The organism is Candidatus Pelagibacter bacterium nBUS_30 (genome assembly GCF_051201245.1).
Classification (GTDB): domain Bacteria; phylum Pseudomonadota; class Alphaproteobacteria; order Pelagibacterales; family Pelagibacteraceae; genus Pelagibacter.
Map to the genome: position 1 here is coordinate 938,035 of NZ_CP172842.1, position 16,548 is coordinate 954,582.

Below are 16,548 nucleotides of genomic sequence, written 5' to 3' on the forward strand. Positions count from 1 at the left end.
TTTATTTTTTGGCTAACAAAGTTTCACCTGAGATTGTTCTTTGCCCAATTCTAACTAAAGGTTCATAATTTTCATAATAAACATCTGCACGACTTCCAAATCTAATCATACCAATTCTGTCACCTTGGTTGAGCTCTTGTCCATTGTTTGTTTCACACACAATTCTTCTTGCAATCAATCCTGCTATTTGAACGACTATAATATCATTTCCACTTTGGTCTTTTAATTTATAATAATTTCTCTCATTATCTTCGCTAGCTTTATCAAATGATGCATTTAAAAATTTTCCTGGCTTATATAAAATTTCTTCTACTTTACCTGAACATGGAGTTCTATTAACATGACAATCAAAAACATTCATAAAGATACTTATTTTTTTAAATTTTTTATTTTCTAAACCAACTTCCTTTGGTCCATCTACTTCCTCAACTTTAATTACTTCACCATCTGCTGGGCTTACTAAGTAGTTGTCGTCTCCAATTATAACTCTATCAGGGTCTCTGAAAAAATAGTATACCCAGACAGTTAACAACAATCCTATTGTTCCTAAAAAACTACTTAAGGATAATAAAATGAGTGTAGCAAATCCTGCGATTACTAAAAATTTGTAACCCTCTGTATGTATCTTTGGAAATATCTTACTAAACATATTCTTCTATTTGCTAATTTTTGATTAATATGTATATAAACCAATCAAATTCAATTAATAACATAAATTATTTAAATGAGTAAAATCAAGGTAAAAAACCCTGTTGTAGAGCTAGATGGCGATGAAATGACTCGTATCATATGGGAGTTTATTAAAAATAAGCTTATTCTTCCATATCTTGATCTTGGTATTGAATACTATGACCTTGGAATGAAAAGTAGAGATAACTCTGATGATCAGATCACTATAGACTCTGCAAATGCTATTAAAAAAATTGGTGTTGGAATTAAATGTGCAACAATTACACCTGATGAAGATAGAGTTAAAGAATTCGATCTTAAAAAAATGTGGAGATCACCAAACGGAACTATAAGAAATATAATCGGTGGAACTGTATTTAGAGAACCAATTATCTGCAAAAATATACCAAAACTTGTTCCTTCTTGGAAAGATCCTGTTGTTATTGGAAGACACGCCTTTGGAGATCAATATAGAGCAACAGATTTTAAAGTACCTGGAAAAGGTAAGATGGAAGTTAAATGGACATCTGAAGATGGAAAGGATGAAATAAAATACGAAGTATTTAATTTTACTGGTCCTGGTGTTGCGCTTTCAATGTACAATTTAGATAAATCAATTGAAGACTTTGCAAGATCTTGCTTTAGCTATGGGTTAATTAAGAAGTGGCCTGTTTACATGTCTACAAAAAATACAATTTTGAAACAATACGATGGTAGATTTAAAGACATATTCCAAGAGATTTTTGAAAAAGAATACAAAACAGATTTTGAAAAAAATAATCTAACGTACGAACATAGATTAATTGATGATATGGTTGCTTGTGCAATGAAATGGAGTGGAAAATACATTTGGGCTTGTAAGAACTATGATGGAGATGTTCAGTCTGATACTATGGCACAAGGTTATGGATCTTTAGGATTAATGACTAGTACATTATTAACACCAGATGGAAAAGTAATGGAAGCTGAAGCTGCACATGGAACAGTTACAAGACATTATAGAATGCACCAACAAGGTAAAGAAACTTCAACAAACCCTATTGCCTCAATATTTGCTTGGACTAGAGGATTAGCCCACAGAGGAAAATTAGATGGAAATAATGAGTTGATAAAATTTGCTCAAACAATTGAAAAAGTGTGTATTGAGTGTGTTGAAAATGGCGCAATGACAAAAGATTTGGCTATTCTTATTGGGCCATCAAGCAAATATTTAACTACTAATCAATTTTTAGATGAAATTGATGGTAATCTTAAAAAAAAATTAAATTAAAGTTTTGAGCTTTTTAAAAGCTTCTTCAATTTTAGACTGATCTTGACCTCCAGCTTGCGCAAAGTCTTTTCTTCCACCCCCACCTTGTCCTCCAATAATTTCAGAACCTACTTTAACAAATTGAACTGCATCAAATTTATCTGTTAATTTATCTGTCACACCAACTGCAATTCCAACTTTATCATCTTTGCTAGCAAAGACTATTATTATACCTTCGCCTAATTCTTTCTTTCCCTTATCAACAAGTTTTCTTAATTCTTTAGGTGGCAAGCCGTCTACTTTTTGAAGTCTTAATTTAACTCCATTAATTTCATCATCAATTATAATATTTTTAGATTTATTCTCTAAAATTGAATTAACTGAAATTGTTTCTAATTGTTTAGTTAAATTTTTTATTAAAGTTTTTTGATCTGTTTGATCTACATTAGGTTTTCCACCTAAATCCATTATTTGTTGAGTTAAATCTTTAATAGCCTCATCATCTTTTTCAGAGGAAATATTAGAAAGTTTTTCTTTATTCTTTAAATAGTCTTCTAATTGTTTGTCTCTTAGCGCCTCTATTCTTCTAACTCCTGCTGCGATTGAGGATTGGCTAATTATCTTAAATTTACCAATATCTCCTGTATTTTTTACATGTGTTCCACCGCATAACTCAGTTGAAAAATATTTATCTCCCTCATCACCCATTGATAAAACTCTTACTTCATCTCCATATTTTTCACCAAATAATGCTAAGGCACCATTTTCAACTGCCTCATTAGGTGTCATTATACGAGTTTTTACATCGGATTTTTTTGAAATCATTGTATTTACAAAATTTTCTACTTTATTAATTTCTTCAGTAGGTATTGGTTTCATGTGACTAAAATCAAACCTTAAACGACTAGGTTCGACTAAAGATCCCTTTTGTGTAACATGATCGCCTAATACTCTCCTTAATGACTCATGTAATAAATGCGTTGCAGAGTGATATGCTCTAGTATTATTTCTTCTATCAACATTGATTTTCAATTCTACACTATCCTTTATCTTTATTGATCCACTAATTACTTTTCCATAATGAACAAATAAGTCGCCTAGTTTCTTTTGAACATCAGTTACTTCAAATTTAAAATCATTAGCAACAATTTCCCCCGTATCACCTACTTGACCTCCAGACTCTCCATAAAATGGAGTCTGATTGACAACAATTATTCCTTCATCATTTTCTTTTAATTCTTTAACTTCTTTATTATCTTTTAAAAGTGATAAGATTATTCCCTCAGCTTGATTAGTTTCATAACCTAGGAATTCAGTGGCCTCTAATTTATCTTTTATTCCAAACCAAATATTTTCAACTGCAGCATCACCTGATCCTTTCCAATTTTTTTTAGCAAGCTCTCTACTTTCTTTCATCAATGATTGAAATTTTTCTGTATCAATTGACATTGACTTGTTTCTTAAAATATCCTCAGTGAGATCTAATGGAAATCCATAAGTGTCATATAATTTAAATGCTACTTCTCCAGATAAAACTTTATCAATTTTGGATATCTCATCATTTAAAATTTTAATTCCTCTATCTAAAAGAACTAAAAATTTTTCTTCTTCCATTCTTAAAGTTTCTTTAATTAAAGACTCTGCTCTTACTAATTCAGGATAATTGCCTGACATTTCATCTCTAAGTGTTTCAAATAAATTGAAAAAAACTGGTTCTTTAGATCCAAGTAAATGTGAATGTCTCATTCCTCTTCTCATTATTCTTCTGAGAACATAACCTCTTCCTTCATTTGAAGGGAGCACACCTTCAGCAATTAAAAATGCACTAGCTCTTAAGTGATCAGCTATAACTCTGAAGCTTGATTGATTAGATTGGTCTTGTTTAATTTTAATTATTTCTGAAGCCGAACTTATAATTTTCTTAAAATGATCTGTCTCATAATTGTCGTGTGTACCTTGAAGCAATGCCGCAACTCTCTCAAGACCCATACCAGTATCAACAGATGGTTTTGGAAGATTTATTCTTTTATCTTTTGAAACTTGTTCATATTGCATAAAGACTAGGTTCCATATTTCTATAAAACGATCTCCATCTTCGTCTTTAGTTCCTGGCAAACCTCCAGCTAAATGATCACCATGATCATAAAAAATTTCTGAGCATGGTCCACAAGGACCTGTTTCACCCATCGACCAAAAATTGTCAGATGTTGATATTCTAATTATCTTTTCATCACTAAAACCTGCTATTTTCTTCCAAAAATTGAAGGCTTCATCATCTTCATGATAAACCGTTACATAAAGTCTATTTTTATCTATACCAAAATCTTTAGTGATTAAATTCCAAGCATAATGGATTGCTTGTTCTTTAAAGTAATCTCCAAATGAAAAATTCCCTAACATTTCAAAGAATGTGTGGTGCCTTGGTGTATATCCAACATTCTCTAAATCATTATGTTTTCCACCTGCTCTTACGCATTTTTGAGAAGTAGTTGCTCTTTGATAATCTCTTTTCTCTAAACCGGTAAATACATTTTTAAACTGCACCATTCCTGAGTTTGCAAACATCAACGTAGGGTCGTTATTAGGAACTAAATTGCTAGACTCTACAATCTTATGATCATTCTTTTCAAAATATTTTAAGAATGTGTTTCTTATTTCATTTAGAGATTTGTCAGCCATATTTTTAAAATACAGCTTTTTTATTCTATGTCTAGATAACAGTAAGGGAAAAAAGGCGCTTAATTTAAGCGCCTTTTAATAATTAAAGATGACCTTTTAACTAATTTTTTTTAGTAGGAACTACTTCCTCTTTAGCTTCTGCTTTTGGATCTTCTATTTGATCTTTTGCAGCTTTTTCTGGATCTAGAGGGTTTCCTTCAATCTTTTTTTGAATTACACCTGCTTTTTCTCTTATTAACAGTTCTATTTCAGCAGCTACTTTAGGATTTTGAGCAAGATAAGTTTTAGCATTTTCTCTACCTTGACCTATTTTTTCACCCTTGTAAGCATACCATGCTCCTGATTTTTCAATAATGTCAGCTTTAGAACCTAGATCAACGAGTTCTCCCATCTTACTGATCCCTTTTCCATACATTAAATCAAATTCAACAACTTTAAATGGTGGTGCTACTTTGTTTTTAACTACCTTAACTCTTGTTGAGTTTCCAATAATTTCATCTTTATCTTTGATTGCACCAATTCTTCTAATATCCATTCTAACTGATGAGTAAAACTTTAATGCATTTCCACCTGATGTTGTTTCAGGGCTTCCAAACATAACTCCAATTTTCATTCTAATTTGATTGATGAAAATCATCATTGTGTTTGTATTTGAAATTGAACTTGTTAGTTTTCTTAAAGCCTGACTCATTAATCTAGATTGAAGACCTACATGATGGTCTCCCATCTCACCTTCAATTTCAGCTCTTGGTGTTAAAGCTGCAACTGAGTCTATTACGATAACTGAAATTGATCCTGATTTTACAAGAGTATCAGCTATTTCTAAAGCTTGTTCACCAGCATCTGGTTGCGAAATTAAAAGCTCTTCTGTATTCACACCTAATTTTTTTGCATAAACTGGATCTAAAGCGTGCTCTGCATCAACAAATGCACAAATTCCACCTGCTTTTTGAGCTTCAGCAACAACTTGTAATGCTAATGTTGTTTTTCCAGAAGACTCTGGTCCATAAACTTCAACAATTCTTCCTTTAGGTAATCCGCCTATACCTAATGCTAAATCAAGGCTTAAAGATCCTGTAGATACAGACTCAATATCCATTGCTCTTCTTTGGCCAAGCTTCATTACAGAACCTTTTCCAAAATTATCGGTAATTTGAGCTATTGCTGCATCTAGCGCTTTATTTTTTTCTTTAATATCCATTTCTTGGTCTTTAGTAGATTTAACTACCTTTAAATTACTTTTTGTCATTTAATGCCTTTTTTTTATTAATTATTAACACTCGAATCATATAATTATTATGTACTACTTTTGTTCTCATTTGCAAGCATTATAATTAAGTACCACTATTAGCTATAAAAAAACTATTAATTTTAATAATAATTCAAACATTAGTCGTTTTAAGATCTTATAAGATATAGAAAATAAGCTAATTCTTATGTAAGTTGTATGCAAATTAGAGCCTTGACAGACGCTAATCGTATGCTTATATAGAGCATATGATTCAAATAGTTAAAAAGAAAAAACCAAATTCAAAGAAAATAAAACAGTTGAGGGAAACCAACAACCTTTCGCAGGAAGATTTTTTATCACGAATGAAAGAGGACTTGGGTTACACAATGTCTAGAAGAACATATCAAAGGATTGAAAAAGGAGATGATGTCCAGCCAAAATACTTAGATTATATAATAAAATTTTACGACAAAAAAAATATTAAATTAAACATTGACGAACTTGTACTTGATAATAATAAAAAAAAAATTGTTAATAAAAAAACTAAATCACCTGCTGAAAAAATAATTCAAACTTATGATTACCAAAAAGTATATTTATATAAAGTAAATCATTTTGAAGATGTCTCTAAATTAATAACAAAGTCATCAAGAAGAAAATTTTTTTATCCTCTAACAATCAATAGCTCTAATATAACAAGTTGGAGAGAATTAGGTGTTATTTATACAAGTGAAAAAGATGTTGTTAAAAGAATGGTTTCAATGATTGGTGATTTTGGAAAAAAACATTTAAATAATAAAAATCAAATTGCAAGAGAGAAATATGATAACGCAGACTTAGAATTTGATTTAATAGATATTGTTTCTGATTTTGGAGAATTTCTTAAATTCCTAAACTCACAAGGGGTTAATCTCTATGCAGCAAACTTTAATTTAGCACAGTTTGGAGTTGAAGCTGTAGATCCACATCCTTATAACGATTTATTCAAATATGGCGTTTATGACAAAGTAATAACTATTTTTTGTTTTAAGAGAGATAACGAACAAGATTTGAATTTTAATTATGAAAATTTTTGGCACAGAGAAAAATTAGAGCAGCTATTAAAAAAACATAAGATGGATAATTTTGAAAAAAATCAATTTGAATGGGGAGATCCAGAGATAAATGATGAGATTCAAGCTTTTGAAGAATCAATTAAATACTTTGACGGTATTGATACTTCAAAAGTAACTTTTGATCACAGGGTGCCTTTTACTAATGATGATTTTGGTTATGAGCCAGATGGAAGAGATTTAGCAGAAATGAATAATTATAAGGATGAAGATGAGTCTTTTTAAATTTTTAAACAGAATTCTTAGAGCAAATAAATTGTGTATAGATAAAAAAATTAATTGGAGAATTAATTTTTTTATTAAACAGTACAGCTTAAGAATAGATTGTGTGAACAGGATATAATTATCTTACAATCTTAACTTTGTACAGCACTTAATAAAAGGAGAGTCAAAAATGACTTTACTTAACAAGAAAGGTGTGTCCAAATTAAAAGGGCACACACCTAACAATGAGAAAAAAAACAGTAGTACAATCTTTGAGGAGTTAAGTACTATTAAATTAATTGATAACAAAGTTCTAATGCAGCAATCAATGGCTGTTAATCAAGATGTTGTTATTAATAATATGAATTGGAGGTCAAAAACTTACGATTCATTCCAAAAAAAAGTGCATCTAGTTGCTGAAGATTATGCGGGTGGAATTGATGAAACTGAAATTGTTATCGAGCCACCTATGATAATGGATGTATTGGATGAGGAAGGCGAACCTGATCCAGACTGTAAAGTTATTGTTAATTTTACAGCAATAATACCAACAAATATAGGCAGAAAGGAGTTACATTAATGACTGAAATAGTAAAAACTAAGCTTAGAAGATTGAGACGTATGTCCCATTTTCTATTAGATCAACCATCAGTATCCATAAGAAACAATGGTATTTACTTTAGTGCAAGTGCAGTTGAAGAGCTTGATATAGATAAATACCAGAATTGTTATCTATCTGTTGAGGATGGTATTGATATACAGGAAGCGCTAAGGGTCTATGTTGAGTTTAACAATGATCCTGTAAGTGACGAAAACTGTCCTATAAGAGTTCATAAATCTAATGGGTGTATGGTTTCTGCTACTGGTACTATTTTTAATCAGATACCGAGAGCGAAACTATTAGCTGGAAAAAAACGAAGTGAAAGAAGAATCTTTTTAGAAAAAGATTTGACTATTAACACATGGTTTTTTCCACTTGCCCCTCAGTTCGAAACAAGAACTAGGAAAGTAGACAATCTTCCTGATGTTAAATGTATCTATCAACTTGTGTTTCGTGAGAACATACAAAGGATAGGTGAAACAGGAAACTTACATCGTAGATGTAAAGAATATCAAAGGGATAATATTCCATTTGATGAGGTAAGGTATTCTTTAATGAATAATCTTTCAGATGATGAAAGAAAATCATGGGAAACTTATCACTTACAAAAATATCTAAGAGATGTAGGTCAGCTTCCCCCTTACAACTATCAAAACGGGAGAAGTAACAACTAAAAATGTTGGAGGGGAAGCGCGCACTCCTCCAATTAAATTAGAATAAATTATGCAAAAATATATTTATACAATTTTTGACTTAGATAAGATTACTAAGGCTGAGGATGCATTTCTTAATGAAATGGCGCATGCTGGTTGGGATTTATTTTTAATAAATAATGAACCCATGCGTGAGTATCCAAAAGTACTTGTTAAGCTTTATTTTAGAAAAGAAATTAATATAGAAACTAATTAAGTTTTAGGTACTGGCTATTTAAAAGTCCTACAGCTTTTAACAAATTATACTGAGCCATTAGATAGTTTTTTTCAGAACTTGCTAAAGAGATTTGAGCTGCAAGCAATAAGGCATTTGATTGAATTACATCAAGAGTAGTTCTTGAGCCCCTCTCGTACTCTGCAGCAATTCCATCGTTTGCTATTTGAGCTGCTCTTACTTGAGCTTTTACAGAATTTAAAAAACTTTCTGAAGATTCTAAACTTGACCATGCGCTTGCAACATGAGTTTCGTTAGTTCTTACTGCATCGTCTAGTAACAGCCTTTTTCTTGTAGTCAAATTAGAGTTCTTGTTGATTGTTGATCTCTTCTTTCCACCTGAATAAAAAGGCCAACTAACTGTTGCTTTTAAAATATCTTTTTCTTTTTCATCAATTGTTGAACTAACATCATCAGCATAAGATCTTTCTAAAGATAAAGATGCTGTTGGTGCTAAATCTGATTTTGAAATTGCTAAATCTTTTTCAGATTGAGCTAAATCAAATTTTGCAATTTTTATATCTGGATTATTCTGTTTTGATAAATTAATAGCTTCATTTAATGTTGCTGGAATATCCACAATAGCGTTTGAATTTTTCTTAAGTTGTTTTGGATCTGCTATTTTTCCAATTATATTTTCATAAGTTAGTTTGGCGATTAATAGATCACTTTTAGCCTGAGTGAATTGTGCTTGAGCACCTGCAAGTGAAGATTCTGATTGTGCAAGGTCAGTAATTGTAATCTGCCCTCGGTCTAATCTGATTTTATCATTTTCAACTTGTCTGATTAAAAGATTTAAGTTTTTTTTGTTAATGTCATGTTTTTCTCTTGCTAAGATCAAACTAGAATAGATATCAATTGCACTATGAAGAACATCTTGTTCTTTTTTAATTAATTTTGCTTTTGCTAAATCTAGACCTGTAATACTTTTTTTAAGCTCTAAACCTCTTCCAAAATCTAAAATTGATTGTTCTAGTTTAATAGAGGTAGTAAATGGATCAACATCTGTGATAGTTGCATCACCTCCACTTTGATTTGTAAGTTTATTTGTATTTTCTTTACTTTTTGATCCGCTCAAAGTCAGGGTTGGTTTGTAATCTGCTTTTGAAATATTGATATCTTCCTCAGAGGCTTTTAAATTTTCTCTTTCAGCATTTAATTGAATGTTATTTTGATAAGTTTGATTAAGAGCATCATACAAAGTAACAGCAGATACGTTACTAAAGTTAAATAATGGTAAACAAATCAGAATTAATATTTTTTTCATTTCGTTTTATATACAACAGATTTTATTTGATGGTTACTGTTTAAATTCAAAATAATAGACGCATATTTAGGCATTTTTTTGAACATATTCTCTGTAATTCTTTGGTAAGTTTGCATAAAATTTATTACATCTCCTTTGCTCATTATCTTGTGACTAGATGTTTTTTTAGTCTTAAGCCAAAGTTTATGCTCCTGTTTTAATCTCCATTTTTGGAGCAAACTAAAGTTTTTAGCCTTTAGATAAATCATGCAATTAAGTTGGGAATATAATTTTTTGTATTTTGTCTTTAATAGCTGGTTTACATAACTTCTCCAAATAAGTTTTTGATCATTAGCTTTTTCAAGTGAGTTAATAGATTTTTTTAAAGTTTTATTTTCTTCTGCTTTAGCCCCTACACACCAACCTTCAAAAATTATCACATCGGGTTGTTCTTTTATTTTATACCAATTCTTTTTAGGAAATCTGTCATCCACCGCTTTATTAAAATTTGGTAAATCAATTTTTTTAAAGCTCTTACTCTTTACCTTTTTAAAAAAGTTTAACATCAATTGAACATCATGGGTTCCAGGCGCTCCTCTAGTGGCAAGCATTGGATGAACTTTTTTTGATAAATCTAATCTATCTTTTCGAGTTTTATAGAAATCATCAATAGATATTTTAAATACTTTAAGTTTAAAATATTTTTCTAATATAATTTTTACAATTGAACTTATTGTTGTTTTGCCAGTTCCTTGACCACCTGCTAAACCAACAATATAAGGTTTTTTATTATTTGCTTTTTTTGCAATCCAAAAACACATTGGAATTAAAAATGTTTTAAGCATTCCATTTTTGTTGCTAAACTTTTCTGTAGGGGTTTCCTGTGATTTAATAAATTTAAAACAATCTTTCTTAACTTTATTAAAACACTCTTCGGCAACTTTCATTGAGCTTATTATTTTTTCTGATCCATTGGATGATTCAGTCCATCAAAGGAAGCTACTTCTTTTAAATCTTCAACATTCACTTCATCGACACAACCTAAATTAAAACCAGTCATAGCAGGATTGCTTCTGGGATTGTGATGAGTGTATATTCCGCATTCAGTACAAAAATAGTGATTAGCAACTTTTGTATGATACTGATAAAGCTTTAATTTATCTTCTCCCTTAGTAACTTTAAAATCTTCATTTTTAACCATACCCATAGTTGCATTTTTTCTTTTACAAATTGAGCAATTACATTTTACTATTTTTGCTAACTCATTAATTGATGGACTAATTTCAGCTTCGACAGCTCCACAATGACAATTTAATTTCATATAATTTTCCTAACTTAATTTAATTGATACTCTTTATAAACTTGTTCTCTACTACCTTTGTTCATCCCTTTAGTTTTTTCTATAAATTCATTTCTCAATTCTCTTGTTTTGAATATATAAAAACAAACTGTTTCTTTGCTATGATAAATAGCTTTTAACTCATCTTCTATATCGTTTAACTCTTTTGGTATTTCAGCTTTAATACAAATCATTAATCTATTTTCCTAAATTTAAACTACTAGTGGTTGGAGTTATCCACAATAGCACAAAATGTGGTTTTGGATGTTCACGTTTTGATTCACTTTTGATTCAGTTACAGACTCAAAATACAACCTCTTGAGTGTATTGTATAAATAGTCTATAAAGTAGAACAAAACAAGAACATGAAACTAACAATCCCTTATTATCTGCATAAAGCAGGCGCTGGTTTTCCATCCCCTGCAACCGATTATATCGAAGAAGATATTGATCTCAATATGCATTTAATAAAAAATGTTCCAGCAACTTTCATCATTAGAGTGCAAGGTAAATCAATGGTCGATGTTGGAATTAATGATGGAGATTTATTGGTTGTCGATAAAAGTTTAAAACCAAAAAACTTTTCAACAGTAATTGCTAATGTTCATGACGAACTTGTGGTTAAAAGTTTAGTTCAAGAAAGAGATAAGAAATTTTTAACGTCAGGATCTAAGGAGTTTACTGACAGAATTTTAATTAACGAAGAACAAGATATTTTTATCTGGGGAGTTGTAACTTATGTCATCCATTCTACGTACTAAAAAAATAGCATTAGTTGATTGTAATTCTTTTTATGTTTCTTGTGAAAGATTATTTAATCCTAAAATAAGAAGAAAACCTGTTGTGGTTTTATCTAACAATGATGGTTGTATCATCTCAAGATCTACTGAAGCAAAAGCTTTGGGAATTAAAATGGGTGAACCCTATTTTAAAGCAAAAGATATTATCATTAAAAATAAAGTTGAAGTTTTCTCGTCTAATTATTCTTTATATGGAGATTTATCTAGAAGGGTAATGCGAACTCTTAAAAGATTTAATTCAGATATGGAAATTTATTCTATTGACGAGGCATTCTTAGATTTATCAAATTTTCCAGATCAAGATGTAGAAAAAATTGGAAAAGAGATTAGGGAAACAGTTTTACAATGGACTGGGATCCCCACTAGTATTGGAATTGCTAAAACAAAAACCTTGAGTAAAATTGCAAATCAAATTGCAAAGAAAAAGCAATCAGGAGTTACTAGCTTAATTGGAATTGATAACTTAGATCCTGTGCTTGAAAAAATTGAAATTAATGATGTGTGGGGTGTTGGTAAACAATTAACAAAATTTTATCAAAAACATGGTGTCTATAACGCAAAGCAACTTAAGAATAAATCTAACAGCTGGATTAAAAAATCTTCTAATGTTTTAAGCTCCAGAACTGCAATGGAACTTAAAGGTATTCCTTGTATTAATTTAGAAACCACAACTTCAAAAAGAAAAAGCTGTGTTGTCTCAAGATCATTTGGAAAAAGAGTTGAAAGATTTCAAGAATTAAAAGAAGCAGTTGCAAATTATTGTTTAAATGCATCTGAAAAAATAAGATCAGAGTCGCTAGTTGCAAAAGCAATCACAGTATTTGTTAGAACCAGTCCATTTCAAAGAAACTATGGATATTACTCGAATGCAAAAACAATTGATTTTCCAATCGCAACAAACAACAGTATTGAGATAGTTAAAACTGCAGTAACAATTTTGGAAACAATTTTCAAAAATGGTTATCAATATCAAAAAGCAGGTATCATGCTCACAGGACTTTCAAATGCCAACGATAAAACTAACCTGTTTTCATCTGAAAAAGATGAGAAGATAAACAGTTTAATGAGGTCTATTGATAACACTAATCATCGATACGGAAGATCTACTTTAAGTGTTGCAAGTGCTGGGGTTCAAAAAAGATGGAATATGAAAAGGGAGTATTCTTCTAAAATTGATACAGCTGATTTTTATTGTTTACCAACGATTAGGGCTAATTAAGTTTAAAAGCCTTAGTAGAACCGTCTTTATATTGAAATTCTACTTCTGTTTTTGAGACACGTTTTAGAGATGAAAAACCATCATAATTATAAATAAATTCATTTAAATTTTTTCTTCCCTTTTTACTCATCTTCTTACCTGGTGCATTAATACCAACATCAACAATAACATCTGCTCCGTTTAAAAATGCATTTATCCAAGCTTTTACTGGGGGGCCACAGGTCATGGCTTCTGTTAACCAAATAGGTTTATCAACATCTACACTTTTTAATAAGGCTGCAAACTCATCTACCCAAAGCTCTTTATCACATTTTCCATCAGGAGTGCTTATATGATGAATATTAGCAATATCAAAATTGTCTTTTATTTTTGGTAAAGCATATTTCCAAAATTTTTTATTTTCTGGAAACATTCCGGCAGCACCTGCCATAACTATTATAGAATCTTTTTGTTTATCTTTAATAATTTTTGAAGAAAAATTAAAGATTTCTATAAATTCATCTTTATTTCCTTTAAAGAACATTTTAAATTCAGGTTCATTCATTATCTCCCAATATATAATTGGCTTAGTTAAACCTTGCATATCATTATTACCATCTCCATCATAACGATCTACTAATGCTAAAAGAAAAGTTTCATAATCATCCATTGAGCAAGGCTTACTTAAATACTTTGAAAAATGTTTGCCAAAAGGACTTCTTGCTTTTTTTCTTTTACAAGATTTTTGTTCCCAATTAGAATATGGCCAAATGGTTGCTATGATTGTTTGATTATGTTCTTGAGCATAAATAACTTGCGCATCAGCTTCATCCCAGGAATAACTTCCTTGTTTCCTTTCAATTTTATTCCATACAAAAGGTCCTGGATGTGGTCTTACCCATTGACCTTCTTTTCCTCTCATTCTTTCATCTCGCATTTCTGTTAATTCACCAAATCTTGATTCAGAATAAGAAAATTTAAGTGAAAAAATTAAAAGAATTAAGATATTAAAAAAAATAATTTTTTTCATTTAACCTTTAATTACTGAGTGGACAATCTTTTTCCAATTATAGTTTCTATATAATGAACTAACTACTATTATTCTTTTATTATCTAGATCGATTAATATTTGCTGACCTGCAAATCCACTCAATCCTAAAATTTTTCTTTTCTTATCGATTCCAAAAATGTCTAAATGGATTTGACCACCATATGATTTTGTATAAAGACCGACATCAGTTGCATGCTTAGTATTGTCTTTCTTTTTAACTCTATTTTCATAAATAGTTTTTAAATATTTACCAGCACAAGTATCATTATGCCAATCATCCATCATTGTTTTAGCAATTCTTAAGTAATCATATCTATTTGCATAAAAAGAATATCTTGCAGAAACAAAATCTTCATATTTTAAATATTTTCTAGATTTCTGAAATTGAACATTATTTTTAACTCCAACGTGTTCATTAAATACTTTATGCAATAATTTGTCCCAATCATCGCCAGCTTTGAATTTAACGTAATTCATAATCACATTTGTGGTCAGAGCACTATAATTATAAATTAATTTACTTTTTTCCGTACCTCTTAAATATTTGTTCATTACCTTAACTAGACCAATAACATTTACATTTTCTTCTTTTTTTAAACCTTTGATCCTATTGTCAGATCCAACATTTCTTCTTTCACCTACCCATTTTTGATCCCCACCCTTCATATTTAAAAGATCAAGCAATACTGAGTCTTCATAGAGCGTGTCTTTAATTAAAGGCCAATCATTTAACCTGACATTTATGTTATCAATATAACCCTCACAAATGGCATGCCCTGTTACATAAGAAACCAAGCTTTTACCCATTGAGTGCGATGGTAACATACCATCAATAATCTTATCTCCTTGAACTGAATATGGTATGTCAGACTCATCAATCACTATTTGATCATTTTCAAATAGTAAGTAACTAATAATTCCAGTGTTTTTATTATTTTTAAATTCTTTTAAAACATTTTTATCTTGTCTTAGATTTGATTTAAACTTGTAGTGATTTTCTGATCCTTTAACTACCCAACCTTCATAATCTCTAAGTGGATAATCCCAAGTATTTTTATTTTTATTTGCGTAAGCTGAAGTTGAAAATATTAATAAAAAAGTAAGTATTATGATTTTTTTCATAGATCGTGCCCTTTTTTTAAAATTGTTGTCCCTTGATTTAAAAGTCAGCACAACCAGACTTTGAAATTAAATATTAATTTTTTTTAACTTAAAATTCAATAGAGAATTTAAAAGGGTCTTTGATTTTGTGAATAATTTAAATTCCTACAAAATGACTTTCCTGGCACTCCTCCACATAATGCAACATTTTTTGCACCATGTACTTGAGATTTGTCGGTTAATTGACTTATTATGTCAGAACACCCACTCCATAAATCATCACAACTATCTGCTTTGCCCACATTTGAGTATCGAATAACTGTATCAGGTATTTTTAGTCCAGCATCAGTAGCTTCATCCATATGATGTCTATAAGGCCCAAACTTAAATCTCACACTTGATGCACCTACCATTGTATCACCAAAGTAACTTGTTCTTAATTTACCGTCTATCCAAAAATGTAAAAAACCTTTTTTGGCCCATTTTGCATTTATTAAAATATTAACCCACTTACCTTTTAATGGAGAAAAATCAGGATCAAGGACTACAGTATAACTATCAAAATAATAATATTCTCCTCCAGTTTCATTTTTTTTAGAACCATAATTTGGTGAATTGAAAGACCAAGTAAAATTATTTTTTACTATATTTAATGAAGCATCATGTGTCCGTTCACCTTTGCCATAAAGTTTTTTAAAATCAAACAAAGAAATAGTATGCTCATCTGTTCTTATATCTTTTGGAACAAAGTAGCCTACTCTATACCACTTAGTTTTACCTTTTTTTGTAGTATGTTTGTAAGGTTCCATAATTTGAAATCTCTGAGCGTGACCTGGTTTACCCCATCTATTCCAATCATGTTTATGTCCTTTGTTGGCATACTTTAAATTAAATTCAATTCCTTGCTCAGCAACACCCATATGATCTTCCAATTTATCAAAAAATTTGTAAAGACCATTTTCATTAGGAGCATTTCTAGTATTAAAAACCATTTTATTTTTTGACTGTGCTTTTAATACGTAACGACTAAAATCTTTTTTCTCTTGCTTCTTCATGTTGGTATGCCACTTGTATTTTTCAGCATAAGAAAATAATGGAATTAAAAATATAGATAGTAAAATAATTAGAAATTTTTTCATTT

17 protein-coding genes are annotated in these 16,548 nt (G+C 30.2%); 7 read left to right on the top strand and 10 right to left on the bottom strand.

Annotated elements, in window-relative coordinates; translation table 11 throughout:
* Position 1 precedes the first annotated feature (1 nt).
* On the bottom strand, positions 2–649 hold the full coding sequence (locus tag ACIJYE_RS05120; protein ID WP_435089734.1) for a phosphatidylserine decarboxylase: 648 nt from the start codon (positions 647–649) through the stop codon (positions 2–4).
* 75 nt (positions 650–724) lie between these two features.
* Between ACIJYE_RS05120 and ACIJYE_RS05125 the strand changes: the two genes are divergently transcribed.
* Entirely contained in the window at positions 725–1,939 is a 1,215-nt protein-coding gene (locus tag ACIJYE_RS05125; RefSeq protein WP_435089735.1) for an NADP-dependent isocitrate dehydrogenase, read from the top strand.
* Here ACIJYE_RS05125 and alaS read toward each other — a convergent pair.
* Positions 1,931–4,597, bottom strand: coding sequence for an alanine--tRNA ligase (gene alaS, locus ACIJYE_RS05130; RefSeq protein ID WP_435089737.1), 2,667 nt, complete (start codon positions 4,595–4,597; stop codon positions 1,931–1,933). The two genes, ACIJYE_RS05125 and alaS, sit on opposite strands and share 9 nt — an antisense overlap.
* Positions 4,598–4,697: 100 nt before the next feature.
* Positions 4,698–5,846, bottom strand: coding sequence for a recombinase RecA (recA, locus tag ACIJYE_RS05135; protein WP_435089738.1), 1,149 nt, complete (start codon positions 5,844–5,846; stop codon positions 4,698–4,700).
* Between the two features lie 248 nt (positions 5,847–6,094).
* On the opposite strand from recA, the gene ACIJYE_RS05140 reads away from it, so the two are divergent.
* From ACIJYE_RS05140 to ACIJYE_RS05155, 4 genes are all read left to right on the top strand, one after another.
* A complete protein-coding gene (locus ACIJYE_RS05140; RefSeq protein WP_435089740.1) occupies positions 6,095–7,165 on the top strand; it encodes a hypothetical protein in 1,071 nt (356 codons plus the stop codon).
* Between the two features lie 169 nt (positions 7,166–7,334).
* Positions 7,335–7,724 (top strand): hypothetical protein, encoded by a 390-nt coding sequence (locus ACIJYE_RS05145; RefSeq protein ID WP_435089741.1) that lies wholly within the window; start codon positions 7,335–7,337, stop codon positions 7,722–7,724.
* Positions 7,724–8,419 carry a hypothetical protein gene (locus ACIJYE_RS05150; RefSeq protein ID WP_435089742.1) on the top strand — a complete coding sequence of 232 codons (696 nt, stop codon included), beginning with the start codon at positions 7,724–7,726 and terminating at the stop codon, positions 8,417–8,419. Before ACIJYE_RS05145 ends, ACIJYE_RS05150 begins: the two co-directional genes overlap by 1 nt.
* A 49-nt stretch (positions 8,420–8,468) precedes the next feature.
* The gene (locus ACIJYE_RS05155) at positions 8,469–8,654 is read left to right on the top strand and encodes a hypothetical protein (RefSeq protein ID WP_435089743.1); all 186 of its coding nucleotides are present in this window, start codon (positions 8,469–8,471) and stop codon (positions 8,652–8,654) included.
* Here the strand turns inward: ACIJYE_RS05155 and ACIJYE_RS05160 are convergent.
* Genes ACIJYE_RS05160 through ACIJYE_RS05175 form a run of 4 tightly spaced genes read right to left on the bottom strand, consistent with a single transcriptional unit; the run spans position 8,647 to position 11,451 of the window.
* Positions 8,647–9,939: a TolC family outer membrane protein gene (locus ACIJYE_RS05160; protein ID WP_435089744.1), complete on the bottom strand. Its 1,293-nt coding sequence runs from the start codon at positions 9,937–9,939 to the stop codon at positions 8,647–8,649. The genes ACIJYE_RS05155 and ACIJYE_RS05160 overlap by 8 nt on opposite strands.
* Complete coding sequence (locus ACIJYE_RS05165; protein ID WP_435089746.1) at positions 9,936–10,865, bottom strand: uridine kinase; 930 nt, start codon at positions 10,863–10,865, stop codon at positions 9,936–9,938. The genes ACIJYE_RS05160 and ACIJYE_RS05165 overlap by 4 nt, the downstream gene beginning before the upstream one ends.
* 8 nt (positions 10,866–10,873) lie before the next feature.
* Positions 10,874–11,239, bottom strand: a complete 366-nt coding sequence (locus tag ACIJYE_RS05170; RefSeq protein ID WP_435089748.1) for a GFA family protein — start codon at positions 11,237–11,239, stop codon at positions 10,874–10,876.
* Positions 11,240–11,253: 14 nt separating this feature from the next.
* Complete coding sequence (locus tag ACIJYE_RS05175; RefSeq protein WP_435089750.1) at positions 11,254–11,451, bottom strand: hypothetical protein; 198 nt, start codon at positions 11,449–11,451, stop codon at positions 11,254–11,256.
* 171 nt (positions 11,452–11,622) lie between these two features.
* Between ACIJYE_RS05175 and ACIJYE_RS05180 the strand changes: the two genes are divergently transcribed.
* Positions 11,623–12,018, top strand: a complete 396-nt coding sequence (locus ACIJYE_RS05180) for a translesion error-prone DNA polymerase V autoproteolytic subunit (protein WP_023648087.1) — start codon at positions 11,623–11,625, stop codon at positions 12,016–12,018.
* Positions 11,996–13,276: a Y-family DNA polymerase gene (locus tag ACIJYE_RS05185; RefSeq protein WP_435089751.1), complete on the top strand. Its 1,281-nt coding sequence runs from the start codon at positions 11,996–11,998 to the stop codon at positions 13,274–13,276. The genes ACIJYE_RS05180 and ACIJYE_RS05185 overlap by 23 nt, the downstream gene beginning before the upstream one ends.
* Here ACIJYE_RS05185 and ACIJYE_RS05190 read toward each other — a convergent pair.
* From ACIJYE_RS05190 to ACIJYE_RS05200, 3 genes are all read right to left on the bottom strand, one after another.
* Positions 13,269–14,285: a hypothetical protein gene (locus ACIJYE_RS05190; protein ID WP_435089752.1), complete on the bottom strand. Its 1,017-nt coding sequence runs from the start codon at positions 14,283–14,285 to the stop codon at positions 13,269–13,271. The genes ACIJYE_RS05185 and ACIJYE_RS05190 overlap by 8 nt on opposite strands.
* Complete coding sequence (locus ACIJYE_RS05195; protein ID WP_435089754.1) at positions 14,286–15,428, bottom strand: hypothetical protein; 1,143 nt, start codon at positions 15,426–15,428, stop codon at positions 14,286–14,288.
* Positions 15,429–15,535: 107 nt separating this feature from the next.
* A complete protein-coding gene (locus tag ACIJYE_RS05200) occupies positions 15,536–16,546 on the bottom strand; it encodes a heparin lyase I family protein (RefSeq protein WP_435089756.1) in 1,011 nt (336 codons plus the stop codon).
* Between the last annotated feature and the right edge of the window lie 2 nt (positions 16,547–16,548).